The 17,214-nt window shown below is 70.1% G+C and carries 20 protein-coding genes; 10 read left to right on the top strand and 10 right to left on the bottom strand.

Features of this window, described 5'->3' with window-relative positions; all coding sequences use genetic code 11:
• Positions 1-17: 17 nt before the first annotated feature.
• Entirely contained in the window at positions 18-1,964 is a 1,947-nt protein-coding gene (locus tag KF889_19400; protein ID MBX3501613.1) for a tetratricopeptide repeat protein, read from the bottom strand.
• Positions 1,965-2,081: 117 nt separating this feature from the next.
• On the opposite strand from KF889_19400, the gene KF889_19395 reads away from it, so the two are divergent.
• The 6 genes from KF889_19395 (at position 2,082) to KF889_19370 (ending at position 5,991) form a co-directional block, all read left to right on the top strand.
• Positions 2,082-2,651, top strand: a complete 570-nt coding sequence (locus tag KF889_19395; GenBank protein ID MBX3501612.1) for a TetR/AcrR family transcriptional regulator — start codon at positions 2,082-2,084, stop codon at positions 2,649-2,651.
• Between the two features lie 15 nt (positions 2,652-2,666).
• On the top strand, positions 2,667-2,939 hold the full coding sequence (locus KF889_19390; protein ID MBX3501611.1) for a hypothetical protein: 273 nt from the start codon (positions 2,667-2,669) through the stop codon (positions 2,937-2,939).
• Complete coding sequence (locus tag KF889_19385) at positions 2,936-3,529, top strand: DNA-3-methyladenine glycosylase I (GenBank protein MBX3501610.1); 594 nt, start codon at positions 2,936-2,938, stop codon at positions 3,527-3,529. Before KF889_19390 ends, KF889_19385 begins: the two co-directional genes overlap by 4 nt.
• 307 nt (positions 3,530-3,836) lie before the next feature.
• Positions 3,837-4,229: a cupin domain-containing protein gene (locus KF889_19380; protein MBX3501609.1), complete on the top strand. Its 393-nt coding sequence runs from the start codon at positions 3,837-3,839 to the stop codon at positions 4,227-4,229.
• Positions 4,229-4,537 carry an antibiotic biosynthesis monooxygenase gene (locus KF889_19375; GenBank protein MBX3501608.1) on the top strand — a complete coding sequence of 103 codons (309 nt, stop codon included), beginning with the start codon at positions 4,229-4,231 and terminating at the stop codon, positions 4,535-4,537. The genes KF889_19380 and KF889_19375 overlap by 1 nt, the downstream gene beginning before the upstream one ends.
• Positions 4,534-5,991, top strand: coding sequence for an NAD(P)/FAD-dependent oxidoreductase (locus KF889_19370; GenBank protein MBX3501607.1), 1,458 nt, complete (start codon positions 4,534-4,536; stop codon positions 5,989-5,991). The genes KF889_19375 and KF889_19370 overlap by 4 nt, the downstream gene beginning before the upstream one ends.
• Positions 5,992-6,116: 125 nt before the next feature.
• Here KF889_19370 and KF889_19365 read toward each other — a convergent pair whose 3' ends face one another.
• The 3 genes from KF889_19365 to KF889_19355 form a co-directional block, all read right to left on the bottom strand.
• Entirely contained in the window at positions 6,117-7,718 is a 1,602-nt protein-coding gene (locus KF889_19365) for a beta-lactamase family protein (GenBank protein ID MBX3501606.1), read from the bottom strand.
• 15 nt (positions 7,719-7,733) lie between these two features.
• Entirely contained in the window at positions 7,734-8,375 is a 642-nt protein-coding gene (plsY, locus tag KF889_19360) for a glycerol-3-phosphate 1-O-acyltransferase PlsY (protein MBX3501605.1), read from the bottom strand.
• 93 nt (positions 8,376-8,468) lie between these two features.
• Positions 8,469-9,053, bottom strand: coding sequence for a TetR/AcrR family transcriptional regulator (locus KF889_19355; GenBank protein MBX3501604.1), 585 nt, complete (start codon positions 9,051-9,053; stop codon positions 8,469-8,471).
• 87 nt (positions 9,054-9,140) lie between these two features.
• Between KF889_19355 and KF889_19350 the strand changes: the two genes are divergently transcribed.
• Positions 9,141-10,163, top strand: coding sequence for a saccharopine dehydrogenase NADP-binding domain-containing protein (locus KF889_19350; protein MBX3501603.1), 1,023 nt, complete (start codon positions 9,141-9,143; stop codon positions 10,161-10,163).
• Positions 10,164-10,185: 22 nt separating this feature from the next.
• On the opposite strand, the gene KF889_19345 is transcribed toward KF889_19350, so the two are convergent.
• The 5 genes from KF889_19345 to KF889_19325 all read right to left on the bottom strand — a co-directional run bounded on the left by KF889_19345 (position 10,186) and on the right by KF889_19325 (position 13,154).
• Positions 10,186-10,677 (bottom strand): DUF1003 domain-containing protein, encoded by a 492-nt coding sequence (locus KF889_19345; GenBank protein MBX3501602.1) that lies wholly within the window; start codon positions 10,675-10,677, stop codon positions 10,186-10,188.
• Between the two features lie 34 nt (positions 10,678-10,711).
• Entirely contained in the window at positions 10,712-11,218 is a 507-nt protein-coding gene (gene ruvX, locus KF889_19340) for a Holliday junction resolvase RuvX (GenBank protein ID MBX3501601.1), read from the bottom strand.
• Position 11,219: 1 nt separating this feature from the next.
• The gene (locus KF889_19335) at positions 11,220-11,405 is read right to left on the bottom strand and encodes a hypothetical protein (protein ID MBX3501600.1); all 186 of its coding nucleotides are present in this window, start codon (positions 11,403-11,405) and stop codon (positions 11,220-11,222) included.
• Between the two features lie 123 nt (positions 11,406-11,528).
• Positions 11,529-12,368, bottom strand: a complete 840-nt coding sequence (locus KF889_19330) for an alpha/beta hydrolase (protein ID MBX3501599.1) — start codon at positions 12,366-12,368, stop codon at positions 11,529-11,531.
• A 12-nt stretch (positions 12,369-12,380) separates the two neighbouring features.
• Entirely contained in the window at positions 12,381-13,154 is a 774-nt protein-coding gene (locus KF889_19325; GenBank protein MBX3501598.1) for a hypothetical protein, read from the bottom strand.
• A 181-nt stretch (positions 13,155-13,335) separates the two neighbouring features.
• On the opposite strand from KF889_19325, the gene gatC reads away from it, so the two are divergent.
• A complete protein-coding gene (gatC, locus tag KF889_19320) occupies positions 13,336-13,653 on the top strand; it encodes an Asp-tRNA(Asn)/Glu-tRNA(Gln) amidotransferase subunit GatC (protein ID MBX3501597.1) in 318 nt (105 codons plus the stop codon).
• 3 nt (positions 13,654-13,656) lie between these two features.
• Positions 13,657-15,126 (top strand): Asp-tRNA(Asn)/Glu-tRNA(Gln) amidotransferase subunit GatA, encoded by a 1,470-nt coding sequence (gene gatA, locus KF889_19315; GenBank protein MBX3501596.1) that lies wholly within the window; start codon positions 13,657-13,659, stop codon positions 15,124-15,126.
• A gap of 91 nt (positions 15,127-15,217) precedes the next feature.
• Here the strand turns inward: gatA and KF889_19310 are convergent, their stop codons facing one another.
• A complete protein-coding gene (locus KF889_19310) occupies positions 15,218-15,499 on the bottom strand; it encodes a GIY-YIG nuclease family protein (GenBank protein ID MBX3501595.1) in 282 nt (93 codons plus the stop codon).
• Between the two features lie 260 nt (positions 15,500-15,759).
• On the opposite strand from KF889_19310, the gene gatB reads away from it, so the two are divergent.
• Positions 15,760-17,208, top strand: a complete 1,449-nt coding sequence (gatB, locus tag KF889_19305; GenBank protein MBX3501594.1) for an Asp-tRNA(Asn)/Glu-tRNA(Gln) amidotransferase subunit GatB — start codon at positions 15,760-15,762, stop codon at positions 17,206-17,208.
• Positions 17,209-17,214: the final 6 nt, after the last annotated feature.

Raw genomic sequence — 17,214 nt, 5'->3', positions numbered from 1 at the left:
CGGGATGACAGCGCGAATCAGCTGGCCAGCGCCGCGCCGAGCCGGCGCACGACATCGGCCCAGTCACCCGGCGTGGTCTGCCGGAACAGCCGCGCGCTGGGATACCACGGCGAGTCCTCGCGCCCGGTGAGCCAGCGCCAGTCGGGGCTGAAGGGCAGCAGGATCCATACCGGCTTGCCGAGCGCCCCGGCGAGATGCGCCACGCTGGTGTCGACCGAGATCACGAGGTCGAGCGCCTCGATCAGGCCGGCGGTGTCGGCGAAGTCGCGCAGCTCGTCGTCGACGCGCATCAGGTTCAGCCGCGCCAGCGTCGCGGCGTCGCGCTCGGGCACGTCCTTCTGCAGCGAGACGAAGTGGGCATCGAGGTCGAGCAGCGGCGCGAGCGCGGCAAGCGGCAGCGAGCGGTTGCGGTCGTTGCGATGAGAGGGGTTGCCGCTCCACGCCAGCCCGACGCGCCGCCTGGCGTCCGACGGCAGGCGCGCCCGCCACGCCGCGACCAGGTCGGGCTCGGCAGCGAGATAGCGCGGTGGGGCAGGGATGGTGTCGAGCGTCGTGCCCAGGGCCAGCGGCAGGCTCATCAGCGGGCAGTCGAGATCGGCCGCCGTGCCCGACGTGGCGACCACCTCGATCTCGGGATCGAAGCTCGCCATCAGCCGGCGCAGCGGCGCCTGCACCGAGAGGATCACGCGGGCGCCCAGCGCCATCACGTCGGGCGCGAAGCGCGCAAACTGGATGGTGTCGCCCAGGCCCTGCTCGCTGCGCAGCAGGATGCTGCGGCCGGCAAGCGAGCTCTCGCCGAGCCACGAGCCCGGCCGGCCGGTGGTCTGCGTGCGCCAGCGCCACTCGAACTCGCGCCAGCCGCGCGCGAAGTCGCCGGCCAGCAGCAGCGCGGTGGCGCGGTTCCAGTGGGCATCGACATGCCCGGGGCGGAGCGCGATGGCGCGCTCGTAGCTCGCGAGCGACTCCTCGAGGCGCAGCAGGCCCTGCAGCGCCGTGCCGCGATCGCTCCAGGTGTCGGCGTGATCCGGCAGCAGCGCCAGCGCGCGCTCGTAGCTCGCCAGCGCCTCGTCGAGCCGCCCGAGATCACGCAGCGCGTTGCCGCGGCTGGCGTGGGCGCGCGCATGGCCGGGCCGCAGCGCCAGCGCCCGGTCGTGGCTTCGCAGCGCCGCTTCGGGCCGGCCGAGGGCGCGCAGCACGGCGCCGCGGTTGTACTGGGCGTCGGCGTTGTCCGGCTTCAGCGCGATCGAGCGCTCGTGACTGGCCAGCGCTTCTTCCAGTCGCCCGAGCCCGCGCAGGGCGTTGCCGCGGCTGCTCAGCGCCTCGGCGTGGTCGTCTTTCAGCGCCAGCACCGAATCGTAGCGCGCCAGCGCCTCGGCGAAGTGGCCCAGCGCCTGCAGCGCGTTGCCCTGGCCGTAGATCGCATCGACGTCGCCCGGGCGCAGCGCCACCGCCCGGTCGTGGCTGGCGAGTGCCTCCTTCGCCCGGCCCAGCGCCTGCAGTGCGTTGCCCCTGTTGTACCAGGCCGTGGCGTCGCCGGAATCGAGCGCCAGCACGCGATCCCAGGCTGCCACCGCCTGGTCGAGCCGGCCCAGCATGTGCAGCGCGGCGGCGCGCGCGCCCTGCGCGCCGGCGTGGTCGGGCTGCAGCGAGATCAGCGCGTCGAAGCAGGCGAGCGCCTCCTCGGCCCGGCCCAGCCGCAGCAGCAGGCCGCCGAGATTGCCGTGCGCGCCGGCATGATCGGGTTTGACGCCAAGCGCCCGGCGCATCAGCGCCACCGCCTCGTCGTGGCGGCCCTGCTGGGCGGCGATCACGCCCTTCAGATGCAGCGCGTCGAAGAAGCCGGGGTCGATGGCGAGGATCGCGTCGTAGCCGGCGAGCGCCTCGGCGAGGCCGCCCTGGCGATGATGCGCCACGGCCTCGCGCAGCAGCGAGGCCAGCGATTCCGGTACGGCGGACTCCGTCATGTCGGGTGCTGTCCCATATCGACCGCCGGCCAACAAGCGGGAATTCCGCCGATTGACCCGTCTAGGACGATTGTCCTAGGATGGCTCCGTCAGGCGCATGAGCCGAAGGAGAGTCCCCTGGCCGAAGCCGCGACACGCGAAAGGATCGTCGAGACGGCCGACGGGCTGTTCTACCGCCGCGGCTTCGACCACACCTCGTTCGCCGACATCGCCGCCGCGGTGCGGATCTCGCGCGGCAATTTCTACTATCACTTCAGGACCAAGGACGAGATCCTCGACGCGGTGATCGCGCGGCGCATCGCCGGTACCCGGGCGATGCTGCGGCAATGGGAGATCGCCGACGAGCGTCCGGCCGATCGCGTCGCCAGCTTCATCCGTATCCTCCTCGCCAACCGCGCCGACATCAAACGCTACGGCTGTCCGGTGGGCACGCTGTGCGGCGAGCTGGCCAAGCTCGGCCATGCCGCCGAGGGCGAGGCGAAGGCGCTGTTCACGCTGTTCCGCACCTGGCTGCGCCGGCAGTTCACGCTGATGGGCCGCGCCGCCGACGCCGACCGGCTGGCGATGCATGTGCTGGCCCGCAGCCAGGGCGTGGCGTCGCTGGCCAACGCCTTGCGCGACGACAAATTCATCCACCGCGAGGTCGAGCAGATGCTGGCCTGGCTCAAATCGATCGAAGAGGGCTGAATGTTTCTCGTCCTGCTGAAATTCTCCGCCAATCGCGAGCAGGCCGGCCGGCACATGGACGGCCATCGCGCCTGGATCCAACGCGGCTTCGACGACGGCGTCTTCCTGGTGGCCGGCAGCCTGCGGCCCGAGCAGGGCGGCGCGATCGTCGCGCACAACACCTCGCTGCCCGATCTGCAGGGCCGCGTCGATCAGGATCCGTTCGTCGCCGAGCGCGTGGTCAGCGCCGAGATCCTCGAGGTCGCGCCGTCACGCTGCGATGCGCGGCTGGCATTCCTGCAGCCATGAGCGCCACCATCGAGGGTCCCGACGGCCAGCCGCGCTGCCGCTGGTGCGCCGCCGCGCCGGAGTTCCTCGCCTACCACGACAGCGAGTGGGGCTTTCCCGTCGGCGAGGATCGCCGGCTGTTCGAGAAGCTCTGCCTCGAGGGCTTCCAGTCGGGCCTGAGCTGGCGCACCATCCTCGCCAAGCGCGAGAATTTCCGCGCCGCCTTCCACGACTTCGACGTCGAGCGCATCGCCCGCTTCGGCGCGCGCGACGTCGAGCGCCTGCTGCAGGACGCCGGCATCGTGCGCCATCGCGGCAAGATCGAATCGGTGATCAACAACGCGCGCCGCGCCCGGGCGATGGACGGCTCGCTGGCCGCCTTCGTCTGGCGCTTCGAGGCCGACCGGAAGGCGGGGCCGCAGACCGTCTCGACCTCGCCCGAGTCGGTGGCGCTGTCGAAGGCGCTGAAGAAGCAGGGCTGGAGCTTCGTCGGCCCGACCACGGTCTACGCCTTCATGCAGGCGATGGGCCTGGTCAACGACCACGCCGAGGGCTGCGTGGTGCGCGACAAGGCCGAGCGCGCGCGCCGGGCTTTCAAGCGGCCGGCGTGACGATCGCATGCGGCCCGCCATGCTCGACGCGCCAAGCCTCACACCTTCCCCGGTTTTCCCTTCTCCCCACGCAGGCGGGGGAGAAGGTGCCCGAAGGGCGGATGAGGGGCTTCACGATACTGCGGTCAAACGCGGTGCCTGTTGCGACGCTGCGAAGCCCCTCATCCGCCTCGCTGACGCTCGGCACCTTCTCCCCGCCTTCGCGGGGAGAAGGAGAACGCCATATGCGATTGGCCTGCCTGCTGCCCTTCGGTTCTGGTCGCATCGGCCGGCGTGCTACGCTTTCGCGCGAACCCCAGAGGCAGACATGACCGCGCACGACATCAACGCCAGCCTCGCCGGCCTGGCCGAGCTCAAGGTGAACGCCGCGACGACCGGCGAGGACGCCATGGCGGCGATCCGCCAGCTCGCGAATTTCAACCAGTGCATGATGGGCGTGGTGCGCTTCAGCGGGCTGACGCCGTGGGAGCGCCATCCCGACGACGAGTTGCTCTACGTCGTCGAGGGCGCGGTCGAGGTCACCATCCTCGACGGCAAGGGCGCGGCGAACGTCAGCACGATGCAAGCCGGTTCGATCTGCATCGTGCCCGCCGGCTGCTGGCATCGCCAGAACCCCAAGCCGTCGGTGGCGCTGCTGTTCCTGACCTCGCGCGAGGGCAACGAGGCCACGTGGGACGAAACGCCGGGGATCGCCGCCTGATGATCCTGATCACCGGCAGCATCGCCGCCTCGGCCGCGACCCTCGACGAGATCCGCGCGCAGAGCGTGGCCCATAGCCGGCGCTCGCGCAGCGAGGACGGCTGCCTGCACCACGCCGTGCATGTCGATGCCGAGGACCCGCTGCGCCTGGTCTTCGTCGAGCACTGGCGCGACAGGGCGGCCGTGCTCAAGCACTTCGCCGATCCCGGGGCGCGCGGCTTCGTCGCCGCCATGCGCAAGCTCGGCGCGACGACGACGATCGAGATCTTCGAGGCCAGCGAGATCGGCGTGAAAGGACTTTCGGCATGACCGAGCATGTCGACGTCCTGATCATCGGTGCCGGGCTGTCGGGCATCGGCGCGGCGGTGCATCTGCAGCGCGAGAGCCCGGGGCGCTCCTACGCCATCCTCGAGGGGCGCGCGAGCAGCGGCGGGACCTGGGACCTGTTCCGCTATCCCGGCATCCGCTCGGACTCCGACATGTACACGCTGGGCTACGCCTTCAAGCCGTGGCGCGAGGCCAAGGCGATCGCCGACGGCCCCTCGATCCTGAAGTACATCCGCGAGACCGCGAGCGAGCACGGCGTCGAGCGGCACATCCGCTATCACCACCGCGTGCTGGACGCGTCGTGGTCGAGCGAGGCGGCGCGCTGGACGGTGCGGGCCGAGCGCGGCGAGGCGCGCGAGCCGGTGACCATCACCTGCGGCTTCCTGCTCGCCTGCACCGGCTACTACAACTATGCGCGCGGCTACGTGCCCGACTTCGAGGGCGTCGGCGACTACCGCGGCCGCATCGTCCATCCGCAGTTCTGGCCGCAGGATCTCGACTACGCCGGCAGGCGCGTGGTGGTGATCGGCAGCGGCGCCACCGCCGTGACCATCGTCCCTGAAGTGGCGCGCACGGCGGCGCATGTCACCATGCTGCAGCGCTCGCCGACCTACGTCGTGGCGCGCCCCTCGCGCGACGCCATCGCAGACTGGCTGCGCAGGCGGCTGCCGGCGACGCTGGCCTACGGCCTGACGCGGTGGAAGAACGTGCTGCTGGGCATGTATTTCTACCGCCTGTGCAAGCGCCGGCCGGAGCGCGTGAAGAAGCTGATCGCCGACGGCGTGCGGCAGATGATGGGCAAGGACTACGACGCCGCCACCGAAGCGAACTTCACGCCGCGCTACAATCCGTGGGACCAGCGGCTCTGCCTGGTGCCCGACGCCGACCTGTTCCGCGCCCTGCGCCGCAGGCAGGCCTCGATCGTGACCGACACGATCGAGCGCTTCACGCCCGACGGGCTGAAGCTGCGCTCGGGCACGGCGCTCGACGCCGACATCGTCGTCATGGCGACCGGCCTCGACCTGCTGCCGCTGGGCGGCATGTCGGTCATGGTCGACGGCCGCGCGGTGAAGTTCGGCGACACGCTGAGCTACAAGGGCATGATGTTCAGCGACGTGCCCAACTTCGCCGCGGTGTCGGGCTACACCAACGCCTCGTGGACGCTCAAGGCCGACCTGATCGCCGCCTATGTCTGCCGCCTGCTCAACCACATGCAGCGCCACGGCCTGCGCCAGTGCACCCCGCGAAACGGCGATCCGACCATGGCGACCGAGCCGTGGATCGACTTCTCCTCCGGCTACATCCAGCGCGCGCTGCACCTGTTTCCCAGGCAGGGCTCGCGCAAGCCGTGGAAGCTCCACCAGAACTACGCGCGCGATCTCTTGAGCCTGAAGTTCGGCTCGGTGCGTGACGATGCGATGGTCTTCTCGAAGTGACTCCCTCTCCCCGCAAGCGGGGAGAGGGTCGGGGTGAGGGGTCGATTCAGGTTGCGTAGAGCGGTCATGCGTCACTCCCGGCAGCCCTCACCCTAACCCTCTCCCCGCGAGCGGGGAGAGGGAACTCATGCCGTCCTCTGGAACTTGATGTTCTTGATGCGGGCGGTCGAGACGGTGAGACCGCTCGGCTTGCCCTGGGCATCGCGGTCGAGGCGCGCGAGCTGGGTGATGGTGACCCAGCCATAGGACATCTCGATCTCGACCACGTCGCCGGCAACGCCCTTCAGCGGCCACGGCGCGGTGCTGGCGACGTAGGGGCCGCTGACCAGGATCTGCCTGCCGTCGATGCGCCAGGTCGCGTCGGTGTCGGCGCAGTGATAGGTGCCGGCGATGTCGCCAGGCACGTCGCTGCGCGGGTCGAGCCTGCGGAAGGGCAAGACCCGGCCGGCGCCGAGATCGACCTCGATCGGCTCGCCCGGCGTCGGGGGCAGGCGCAGCGCGAACTCGAAGGCGCCGCGGTCGGCCTCGAGCCAGCCGTCGCCGCGCGCGATCATCTCCATCGGCACGCCGCCCTGGTTGAGGACGACCTCGCCGTTCTTGGTCTCGAGACCGAACAGTGTCAGCTCGGCCTCGTTGACGTAGGTGCCGGCGTGGCTCGCCACGGCGGCGAGATCGATCGAAGGGGCGGGCTGCACGCGCCGATCGCCGCTCAGCGCCGCCAGCGCCGCGGCGCGGCCCAGGCGATGCGGGTCGAGCGAGGCGAGGTTGGCGATCACCACCACGTCGAGATCGGCGTCGGGCAGGCGCAGGAACTCGGTGCGGTAGCCCGGCCACAGCCCGCCATGGCTGATCGTCGCCAGGCCGCGCAACGTGCCGCGCGCCAGGCCGCGGCAATAGGGGTTGAGCGCGCCACCGGAGAGCGGCTGCTGGTCGGCGAGCTCGGCCCACAGATCGGTCGGCGGCAGCACCGGATGACGATAGTGGTTGGCCCAGATCAGCAGGTCCTCGACGGTCGAGGTCATGCCGCCCTCGCCGGCGACCGGATAGCCCTGGCGCGCGCGGCGGAAGCTGCCGTCGTTGTTGTCGAGATAGGCGGTGGCGAGGCCGGGCACGACGGTGTCGGGCTCGATGGTCAGCGCCGTGCTGGTCATGCCCAGCGGCGCGAAGATGCGCTCCTTCAGGAGGTCGGGCAGGGCCTTGCCGGCGACGCGTTCGGCGATGAGCCCGAGCAGCAGGAAGTTGGTGTTGCTGTAGAGGAAGCGGCTGCCGGGCTCGAAGTTGAGATGCTTGTTCCTGTTGATCGCGCCGAGCAGCTCGTCCATGCGGCCGGGCCGGTCGAGGTTGGAGCCGCCAAGCCGCAAGAGCTCGAGGAAGTCCGGCCAGCCGCTGTTGTTGCGCATCATCTGGTCGATGGTGACCGGCTTCGGCAGCGTCGGCAGGTCGGGCAGGTATTTCTGCGGCGGCTCGTCGAGCCTCAGTTTGCCCTCGCGCGCCAGCATCAGCACGCAGGCGACGGTGAACTGCTTGGTGACCGAGGCGATGCGGAAGACGGTACCGGGCGTGATCGGCACGCGATGCTCGACGCTGGCCTCGCCATAGCCCTTGGCGAGCACGACTTCGCCGCCGCGCATGATGCCCACCGCGGCGCCGGGCGAGCCGGGACGGGCGTATTTCGCGAACAGGGCATCGACGCGCTTCTCCAGCGCCATCGTGTCGATCGGGGACATGGGAACTCCGTGGGACTATTTCTTCGCGCCGATCCGGGGCTCGGTGCCGGCCAGCAGGCGGCCGATGTTCTCGTGATGCATGGCGACCACAAGGGCGACGATCAGCGTGACGGCGATGGCGAAGGGCGTGGAGGAGAGGAAGCGGCCGAACAGGCTGAAGCTGGTGGCCGCCGCGAGCCAGGCCAGGAGCGTCGTCGTCGCCAGCCCGAGCAGGGCCGAGAGCGAGGAGATGCGGAACAGCACGGCGTAGAGCAGCCACAGCAGGCAGGCGGCGATGCCGAAGGGCCACGACAGGGCGAGCAGGCTGCCCAGGGTCGTGGCGACGCCCTTGCCGCCCTTGAAGTTCAGCCATGCCGGGAAGCAATGGCCCAGCACCGCGCCCAGCCCGGCGGTGAGGGCGGCGATCGGCCCCAGGACCAGACCGGCGACGATCACCGCCACGGCGCCCTTGAGCGCGTCGAGCAGCAATGTGGCGGCGGCGACGGCCTTGTTGCCGGTGCGCAGCACGTTGGTGGCGCCGATATTGCCCGAGCCGATCGAGCGGATGTCGCCCAGCCCGGCGGCGCGGGTCAGCAGCAGGCCGAAGGGGATCGAGCCCAGAAGATAGCCCAGCGCGAGGCCGATCAGGGTGTCGATGGTGAGGAAGGACGCGATCATGCCCGGGAGTCCTATCGCACCGGCCGCTGCCTTGTCACGGCGCGTCGGCGAGTGACGATCATCGCCCCGGGGAATGGCGCGGCCGCCGCACCGTCACTTTCGGGCGGCGGCGACGAGGGCGCGCGCCGCCGCCTGCAGCAACGGCGTCGCCTCCTGGGCCGAGAGCATCTGCGCGCTCACGAACGCGCCGTTGACCAGCAGCGCCAGCTGGGCGGCCAGCTCGTCGGGGCGTCTGACGCGCAGTCGCTCGGCGATGCCCTTGAGCCGCCGGCGAAGCTCGCGCTTGTGCGCCGCGGCGACGGCGCGCGCCGGATGATCGGGCTCGGGAAACTCGGCGACCGCGTTCAGCTGCGGGCAGCCGCGATAGTTCGGCCGCCCCAGGCGCTCGCCGATCCAGGCGAAGTGGGCGTCGAGCTCGCCCGCCGCGTCGGCCTCGTGGCCGCGCGCGGCGCGGTCCCAGCAACGCCAGAAATCGGCGTCCTCGCGCTCGAGAAACGCGGCGATCAGGTCGTCCTTGGTCTTGAAGTATCGGTAGAGGCTGGTCTTGGCGACGCCCGCCTTCTCGACCACGAGGTCGACGCCCACGGCGCGCACGCCCTGGCGGTAGAACAGGGCCGACGCGGTTTCCAGGACGCGCTCGCGCACATCGGGCGCGGTGCTCTCCACACGAGGTGCCATGCCCCCATTCTAGCAAGAACGGGATTGACGCGCTACAGACCTGTTCGTATCTTAGAAACAGACAGGTCTGTATCTATGGAGATGATCATGGCGGAGCGGCAGGTCGCGGTCGTGGGTGCGGCGGGGCATACGGGACGCTTCGTGGTGGCGGAACTGGCGCGCCGCGGGCTGACGCCGATCGCCGTCGGCCGCGACGCCGCGCGGCTGGCCGCGGCGGGCTTCGCCGCACGGGCCGTCGCCATCAGGACGGCGGCGGTCGACGATCCGGCGTCGATCGACCGGGCGCTCGGCGGAGTGGCCGCCGTCATCAACTGCGCCGGCCCGTTCCTCGACACCGCGACGCCGCTGATCGAGGCGGCGTTGCGCGCACGCCTCCACTATCTCGACGTGACGGCCGAGCAGCCCAGCGCCCGGGCGAGCTTCGAGCGCTTCGCCGCGCCGGCTGAGGCGGCGGGCGTCGTCGTGCTGCCGGCGATGGGATTCTACGGCGGCCTCGCCGATCTCCTCGCGACGGCGGCGGTGGCGGAATGGGGCGGCGCCGACGAGATTTCCGTGCGCATCGCGCTCGACAGCTGGCGGCCGACGGCGGGCACGCGGCTCACCGGCAAGCGCAACACGGCGCGGCGGCTCGTCGTCGCCGACGGCAGGCTCGAGCCGCTGGCCGAAGCGCCGCCCGCCGCGCGGTGGTCCTTCCCCGAGCCGTTCGGCGAGCAGGAGCTCGTCGAGCTGCCGTTCAGCGAGACCATCGTCATCGCCCGGCACCTGGCGGTGGGCAGCCTGCGCACGTTCCTCAATCTCGCGCCGCTGCGCGATCTGCGCGACCCCGACACGTCGGGGCCGGTGCCGGCCGACGACAGCGGCCGCTCGGCACAGACCTTCCTGGTCGACGTGCTCGCGCGCCGCGCGGCGAAGACGCGCCGCGCCATCGCGCGCGGCCGCGACATCTACGCCGTCACGGCGCCGCTCATCGTCGAGGCCACGCGTCGCATTCTCGACGGCGAGATCGCCTGCCGTGGTGCGCGGGCGCCCGGCGAGATCTTCGACGCGGCGGACTTTCTGCGCGCGCTGGCGCCTGGCCACCTGACGCTCGAGCGCGACGCCGCCACGTAGCGCGCGGGCCGCGCGCCCGGGCTCAGCGCTTCGCCAGCATTTCCCGCAGCTCGTCGAGCTTGTCGTGCAGCGCCATGATGTCGAGCTCGGCCTTGAGGTTCACCTCGTAGTCGTGGCGCGCGGTGGCGCGGTCCTTCTGCGCCTGGCGGTTCTGCGACATCATGATGATCGGCGCCTGCAGCGCCGCCAGCATCGACAGCACGAGATTGAGCAGGATGAAGGGGTAGGGGTCGAAGGCCGTGGCCTTCGACAGGGCGAAGGCGTTGAGCGCGCACCAGGCCAGCAGCACGGCCATGAACAGGCCGATGAAGGTCCACGAGCCGCCGAACGAGGCGACGCGATCGGCGATGCGTTCGCCCGTCGTCGGGCCGCCATCGCCGTCGTCGAAGGCGTAGCGGCTGATATGGGCGTCGCGCGCGATGTGGCTCAGCACGCGCTTCTCCAGCTCGTCGAGCTCCTCGACCCGCTTGCGCATCAGCTGCTGCGCGATGGCGCGCAGCGGTTCTTCGTTCATGGCGTCCTCCGGGGCGACGGCCCCGCAGGCTACACTACGCCGGATGGCCGCGGGCGTTGCGCATGCGATCGAGCGCGGTCTGCAGGATCCAGGCGGCGGCGGCGGCGTCGATGCGCTCGGCGCGGCGCGCGCGGCTCATGTCGTATTCGTCGACCATGGTGCGCTCGACGGCGGCGCTCGACAGCCGCTCGTCCTGCAGCAGCACCGGCAGCTCGGCGAAGCGCACCCCCGCTTGCGGTGCGAGCGCAGCGAGATTGGCGACGAACTGGCGCGTCGACTGGCAGCGCGGCCCCTCGCTGCCGTCCATGTTGAGCGGCAGGCCGATCACCAGCCCGGCGATCCTCTCCCGGGCGATGATCTCGGCCAGCTTGACCGCGTCCCGGGTGAACTTGGTGCGCGCGATGGTCGACAGCGGCGTGGCCATGCCGCGCAGCGCGTCGGAGGTGGCCAGCCCGATGGTCTTGCTGCCGACATCGAGGCCGAGCAGCCGGCCTTCGCGCGGCAGGGCGGCGATGAAGGTGGCGAGGGGGTCGGTGGTCATGTCAGCCTTCGCCGTCGTCCTGAGCGCAGCGAAGGACCTCGCGGTGGTGCGAGCGGACACACTGCCGGCGAATGCCCGCGATACCGCAGGGTCCTTCGCTGCGCTCAGGACGACGGCGGGTGTTCAAGGCCTGGGCATCGAGATGTGGCAGCGCGGCGATGAAGGTGGCGAGGGGGTCGGTGGTCATGTCAGCCCTCGCCGTCGTCCTGAGCGCAGCGAAGGACCTCGCGGTGGTGCGAGCGGGCACACTGCCGGCGAATGCCCGCGATATCGCAAGGTCCTTCGCTGCGCTCAGGACGACGGCGGGTGTTCAACGCCGCAGCATCGAGGCGCGCCAGGCGCGGCGGCGGTCGAGGTCGCTGAGCTCGATGTCCGGCGGGTTCACGGCGCGGCCGATCCAGTCCTCGACCATGCCCGCGACATCGGCCCAGCCCGGCTGGCCGAGCACCCAGTGGCCCTGGTTGGGGAACTCCTGGTGGACCGCGACATGGGCATAGCGGCGGGCCACGACGCGGGCGATCACCGGCGGCAGGAAGCGGTCGCGGCCGGCGCCGATCACCAGCATCGGCGTGGTGATGTCGCCGGGATCGACATGCGCGGCGCGGCCGGCCTTGTCGAGGAAGGGATAGGCGATCTCGAACAGCGCGCGGCCCGAATCGTGGACCAGGCGCGCGAACTCGCGGCCGGCCTCGAGCTTGTCGGAATAGGTGTTGAAGAAGCCGTGCATCGCCGTGGCGAAGGCCGGGCGGTGCGGCGAGCGCCACCAGCCCCAGCGCGTCTGGCTGCGGATCAGCGGCCGCCAGGCGCTGGGCCGGCGCAGGCCGAGCGCCGCCGGCGGGGTCGGGCAGAGCAGCACGCTGGCGGCGCACAGGCCGCGCGCCGCGAGGATCTGCGCCAGCAGCCCGCCCATGCCATGGCCGACGATCACCGGCGGCGCCGGCAGATGGCGCAGCCGCGTCTCGAGGTCGGCGGCATAGTCGAGCAGCGAGGTGGTGCCCAACCCGGCGGCCGGCTCGAGCGGGGCGTTCTCGTGATGGCGCAGCGGCGGCACGACCACGTGCCAGCCACGCTGCTCGAAATGGCCACGCCAGTGGCGCCACGCGTGCGGCGTGGCCCACATGCCGTGGATCAGGAACAGCAGGCGGCTCATGGACCCTATATGCTACTTGAATTCCTCGAATCCAGCCGGCACGGCGATGAAGGTGTCGAGACGGCGTTCGCTCTTGCCGGTCCTGCAGTCGATGGATTCGTGCTCGATGGCGACGCCATAGGGACCGTTGTCGCCGAGATCGACCAGCGCGGCCTCGGACGAGACCGAGATTCGCTCCAGCCCCATGGCGCGGCCGGCAGCGCAGCCCTGGCCGGTCTGCTGCGTCGGCAGGGAGAGGAAGGTCTGGACCTTGCCGCTCGCGAGGTCGATGGCGCGATAGCCGCGGTAGGTCAGGCCGCGCTCGATCGTCGTCTCCCCGAACACCAGCGACATGCCGCCACCCGGCCGCACGATCACCGCCGGCTCGTCCAGCTTGTTGCTGTGCAGCAGACGCGACGGCGGCGGGTCGACCGCGAGGTCGAGCATGTGCACCATGTGCTTCGGCGGGCCGCCCTTGTCGCGGTCGGCCGGCGCGCCGAGCAGGCCGACGATCAGTCGATGGCGATCGAGCTTGCAGGAGAACTCGACCTTGACCTCCTCGGCCGGACCCTGCTTGCGCAGCCAGAAGGTGAACGACTCGGCCTGGCCGGCATCGACACCGGTCAACCGCTTGGCGCAGCCGATCGGCCGCGGCGTCGGGCCGTGCTTGGGCGTGGGCGGCTGCGGCGCGGGAGCAGCCTGGACCGGGGTGGCAGCGGTCTGCGAGCGGGCCTGCGCCGGGATCGACGACAGGCCGAGCGCAAGCGCGATCGCCAGAGGCAGGCAGGTCCGGAAAATGGGCGACATGAGGGCCTGTGCAAGAGTTCAACTTTTGATGCAATTTTACGCTCTAACCCATCGCGATGTAAGAGAGAAATTGCCCCAAACTGAAGTGTCCCGGGAGCCTGGCCGCGGCCTGCGGCGCGGCTGGACGGATGGCATCAAAACCGCTAGGTGCAGGCCGTCCCGTTCTGGCGGAGTTAAGCGCATGTCGATCGATGCGGCGACCGTGGCGAAGATCGCCCGGCTGGCCCGGCTCAAGGTCCCGGAGGAAGAGCAGGCGCGCCTGGCCGGCGAGCTCAGCGGCATCCTGAGCTGGATCGAGCAACTCAATGAGGTCGACACCGCCAATGTCGAGCCGCTGGCCAGCGTCTCGGACGTCACCCTGCCGATGCGCCCGGACGCCATCACCGATGGCGGCATCGCCGCCAGGGTGCTGGCCAACGCCCCGGGCGGCGCGGTCTATCTCGACCCGGCCGACCCCAACGCCGGCGGCTTCTTCACTGTGCCCAAGGTCGTGGAGTAGGCGATGACCGCGCTCACCGACCTCTCCATTGCCGAGATGGGCACCGCGCTCGCCAGGGGCGAGACGACCTCCGTCGCGCTCGCCGAGGCCTTCATCGCGCAGGCCCAGAAGCACCGCCGCCTGAACGCCTACGTCGTCGAGACCCCCGACCGTGCGATCGAGATGGCGAAGGCCTCCGACGCCCGCCGCGCCCGCGGCGAGGTGGGCCTGCTCGAGGGCATTCCGCTGGCCATCAAGGACCTGTTCTGCACCGAGGGCGTGCAGACCACGGCCGGCTCGAAGATCCTCGAGGGCTTCAAGCCGACCTACGAATCGACGATCACGGCCAACCTGTGGAAGGCCGGCGCCACCATGCTGGGCAAGACCAACATGGACGAGTTCGCCATGGGCTCGTCGAACATGACCAGCTATTTCGGCGGCGTCGAGAACCCGTGGAAGCGCAAGGGCGAGAACCGGCCGTTGGTGCCGGGCGGCAGCTCGGGCGGCTCGGCCGCGGTGATCGCAGCCCGCATGGCGCCGGGCTCGACCGGCACCGACACGGGTGGCTCCATTCGTCAGCCCGCCAGCTTCTGCGGCATCGTCGGCATCAAGCCGACCTATGGCCGCTGCTCGCGCTGGGGCGTGGTGGCCTTCGCCAGCTCGCTCGACCAGGCCGGGCCGTTCGCCCATACGGTGAAGGACACGGCGCTGCTGCTGCAGGCGATGGCCGGGCACGATCCCAAGGACTCGACCTCGGCGCCGCTGCCGGTGCCGGACTTCGCCGCCGCCTGCACCGGCGACGTCAGGGGCATGCGCATCGGCATCCCGCGCGAGTACCGCATGGACGGCATGTCGGACGAGATCGAGGGGCTGTGGGCGCGCGGCATCGACATGCTGAAGGCGGCCGGCGCCACGACCGTCGACATCTCCCTGCCGCACACCAAGTACGCGCTGGCGACCTACTACATCATCGCGCCGGCCGAGGCGTCGTCGAACCTGGCGCGCTATGACGGCGTGCGCTTCGGCCTGCGCGTGCCGGGCGGGAATCTCCCCGAGATGTACGAGAACACCCGCGCCGCCGGCTTCGGCGCCGAGGTGCGCCGCCGCGTGCTGATCGGCACCTACGTGCTGTCGGCCGGCTACTACGACGCCTACTACAAGAAGGCGCAGCGCGTGCGCGCGCTGATCGCGCGCGACTTCAGGCAGGCCTTCGAGACATGCGACGCGATCCTGACGCCGACCGCGCCGAATGCCGCCTTCGCCTCGGGCGAGAAGATGGACGATCCGGTGACGATGTACCTCAACGACGTCTTCACCGTGCCGACCTCGATGGCCGGCCTGCCGGGCATCTCGGTGCCGGTCGGGCTCGACAAGGACGGCCTGCCGCTCGGCCTGCAGCTGATCGGCCGCGCCTTCGACGAGGAGACGGTGTTCCGCGCCGCCAGCGCGCTGGAGCAGGCGGCGAAGTTCACGGCACGGCCGGCGGGATTCTGACACTCCGTCGTCCTGAGCATAGCGAAGGACCTCGCGGTGGATCATTCCGATCACCTGCGGGTCCGTGAAACCGCCGGATCCTTCGCTGCGCTCAGGATGACGCCGAGTGTGGATCGTTCATCGGCATCAGGTCGATCCACGTCGGATTTGCCTCGGCGACGAGCGCGTTCTTGCGCACGCGCTTCCAGCCCTTGAGCTCCTTCTCGCGAGCAATCGCCTCGTCGGCGCGGGCGTACTCCTCTACGTACGCGAGGTGGTGGGCCCGATACTTCTTCACGAAGGCCGATCCGATTCCGGTGCGATGTTCCCAGACTGGGCGCTCCACATGATTGGTCACGCCGATGTAGAGCACGCTGCGCGAGCGGTTGGACATGAAGTAGACGTGGTAGCGGCGTTCATTCACGGCGATGGCAAGTTACACCAATGTCGTCCTGAGCGGCAGCGAAGGACCCGGCGGTATTGCAGCCATACAAGACCGATCAATCGACCGCGGGGTCCTTCGCTGCGCTCAGGACGACAGCGTGCGTCACTTCCGCGGCAAAACACCCGAGAATCAGGACCTTCGCTTGAGGCGTGGACAGCCGGGCGGCGAGTCATTACCTGTGTCAGTCAGTGCTGACTGAAGGTCCTGACATGTCTCTGATCAAGGGTGAAACGGGCGATTGGGAAGTGGTCCTCGGGCTCGAGGTCCATGCCCAGGTCGTCTCCGAATCCAAGCTGTTCTCCGGCGCGCCCACCGCGTTCGGCGCCGAGCCCAACACCCAGGTGTCGCTGGTCGATGCCGCCATGCCGGGCATGCTGCCGGTGATCAACGCGCTGTGCGTCGAGCAGGCGGTGCGCACCGGGCTCGGGCTGAAGGCCAGGATCAACCTGCACTCGGTGTTCGACCGCAAGAACTACTTCTACGCCGACCTGCCCGCCGGCTACCAGATCTCGCAGTACAAGGATCCGATCGTCGGCGAGGGCGAGATCATCCTCGACCTCAAGGACGGCGCCACGCGAACGGTCGGCATCGAGCGCCTGCATCTCGAGCAGGACGCCGGCAAGAGCCTGCACGACCAGCATCCGACGCAGACCTGGGTCGACCTCAACCGCTCGGGCATCGCGCTGATGGAGATCGTGTCCAAGCCCGACATGCGCGACGCGGAGGAGGCGGCGGCGTACCTGACCAAGCTGCGCTCGATCCTGCGCTATCTCGGCACCTGCGACGGCAACATGGAGGAAGGCTCCATGCGCTGCGACGTCAACGTCTCGGTGCGCAGGCCGGGCGCGGCGCTGGGCACGCGCTGCGAGATCAAGAACGTCAACTCGATCCGCTTCGTGAAGCAGGCGATCGAGTACGAGGCGCGGCGCCAGATCGAGATCATCGAGGGCGGCGGCACGATCCGGCAGGAGACGCGCCTGTTCGACGCCAACAAGGGCGAGACGCGCTCGATGCGCTCGAAGGAAGACGCGCACGACTACCGCTACTTCCCCGATCCCGACCTGCTGCCGCTGGTGCTGCAGCCCGACTGGGTGGCGAAGATCAAGGCCTCGCTGCCCGAGCTGCCGGACGAGCGCAAGGCGCGTTACATCAAGGACTTTGGCCTGTCGGTCTACGACGCCGGCGTGCTGGTGGCCGAGAAGGAGACGGCGAATTTCTTCGAGGCCGTCGCCAAGGGCCGCGACGCCAAGCAGGCGGCCAACTGGGTGACCGGCGATCTCTTCGCCATGCTCAAGCGCCGCGGTGTGGGCATCGAGGACTCGCCGGTGAGCGCCGCCGCGCTGGGCAAGCTGGTCGACCTGATCGGCGACGGCACGATCTCCGGCCGCATCGCCAAGGACCTGTTCGTCGCCATGGAGGAGACCGGCAAGGACCCCGCCGTGCTGGTCGAGGAACGCGGGCTGAAGCAGGTCACCGACACCGGCGCGATCGACGCCGCAGTGAAGGCGATCGTCGAGGCCAATCCCGACAAGGTCGCGCAGTACCGCGAGAAGCCCTCGCTGTTCGGCTGGTTCGTCGGCCAGGTGATGAAATCGACCGGCGGCAAGGCCAACCCCAAGGCGGTCAACGAGGCGCTGAAGAAGCAGCTGGACGCTTGAGCTCTT

The organism is Alphaproteobacteria bacterium (assembly GCA_019635875.1).
Lineage (GTDB): Bacteria > Pseudomonadota > Alphaproteobacteria > Reyranellales > Reyranellaceae > JAFAZJ01.
The sequence above is the reverse complement of the archived record's forward strand: the minus strand, read 5'-3'. Positions and strand labels throughout refer to the sequence as shown.

What these genes read in the sequence shown, in the direction of transcription:
- plsY (MBX3501605.1), bottom strand. Translation starts at nt 8,375, where the DNA reads ATGATCGCGTCCTTCCTCACCATCGACACCCTGATCGGCCTCGCGCTG.
- KF889_19375 (MBX3501608.1), top strand. Translation starts at nt 4,229, where the DNA reads ATGATCCTGATCACCGGCAGCATCGCCGCCTCGGCCGCGACCCTCGAC.
- KF889_19330 (MBX3501599.1), bottom strand. Translation starts at nt 12,368, where the DNA reads ATGAGCCGCCTGCTGTTCCTGATCCACGGCATGTGGGCCACGCCGCAC.
- KF889_19355 (MBX3501604.1), bottom strand. Translation starts at nt 9,053, where the DNA reads ATGGCACCTCGTGTGGAGAGCACCGCGCCCGATGTGCGCGAGCGCGTC.
- KF889_19325 (MBX3501598.1), bottom strand. Translation starts at nt 13,154, where the DNA reads ATGTCGCCCATTTTCCGGACCTGCCTGCCTCTGGCGATCGCGCTTGCG.
- gatC (MBX3501597.1), top strand. Translation starts at nt 13,336, where the DNA reads ATGTCGATCGATGCGGCGACCGTGGCGAAGATCGCCCGGCTGGCCCGG.
- KF889_19385 (MBX3501610.1), top strand. Translation starts at nt 2,936, where the DNA reads ATGAGCGCCACCATCGAGGGTCCCGACGGCCAGCCGCGCTGCCGCTGG.
- KF889_19335 (MBX3501600.1), bottom strand. Translation starts at nt 11,405, where the DNA reads ATGACCACCGACCCCCTCGCCACCTTCATCGCCGCGCTGCCACATCTC.
- gatA (MBX3501596.1), top strand. Translation starts at nt 13,657, where the DNA reads ATGACCGCGCTCACCGACCTCTCCATTGCCGAGATGGGCACCGCGCTC.
- KF889_19350 (MBX3501603.1), top strand. Translation starts at nt 9,141, where the DNA reads ATGGCGGAGCGGCAGGTCGCGGTCGTGGGTGCGGCGGGGCATACGGGA.
- KF889_19370 (MBX3501607.1), top strand. Translation starts at nt 4,534, where the DNA reads ATGACCGAGCATGTCGACGTCCTGATCATCGGTGCCGGGCTGTCGGGC.
- ruvX (MBX3501601.1), bottom strand. Translation starts at nt 11,218, where the DNA reads ATGACCACCGACCCCCTCGCCACCTTCATCGCCGCCCTGCCGCGCGAA.
- KF889_19365 (MBX3501606.1), bottom strand. Translation starts at nt 7,718, where the DNA reads ATGTCCCCGATCGACACGATGGCGCTGGAGAAGCGCGTCGATGCCCTG.
- gatB (MBX3501594.1), top strand. Translation starts at nt 15,760, where the DNA reads ATGTCTCTGATCAAGGGTGAAACGGGCGATTGGGAAGTGGTCCTCGGG.
- KF889_19380 (MBX3501609.1), top strand. Translation starts at nt 3,837, where the DNA reads ATGACCGCGCACGACATCAACGCCAGCCTCGCCGGCCTGGCCGAGCTC.
- KF889_19400 (MBX3501613.1), bottom strand. Translation starts at nt 1,964, where the DNA reads ATGACGGAGTCCGCCGTACCGGAATCGCTGGCCTCGCTGCTGCGCGAG.
- KF889_19345 (MBX3501602.1), bottom strand. Translation starts at nt 10,677, where the DNA reads ATGAACGAAGAACCGCTGCGCGCCATCGCGCAGCAGCTGATGCGCAAG.
- KF889_19310 (MBX3501595.1), bottom strand. Translation starts at nt 15,499, where the DNA reads ATGTCCAACCGCTCGCGCAGCGTGCTCTACATCGGCGTGACCAATCAT.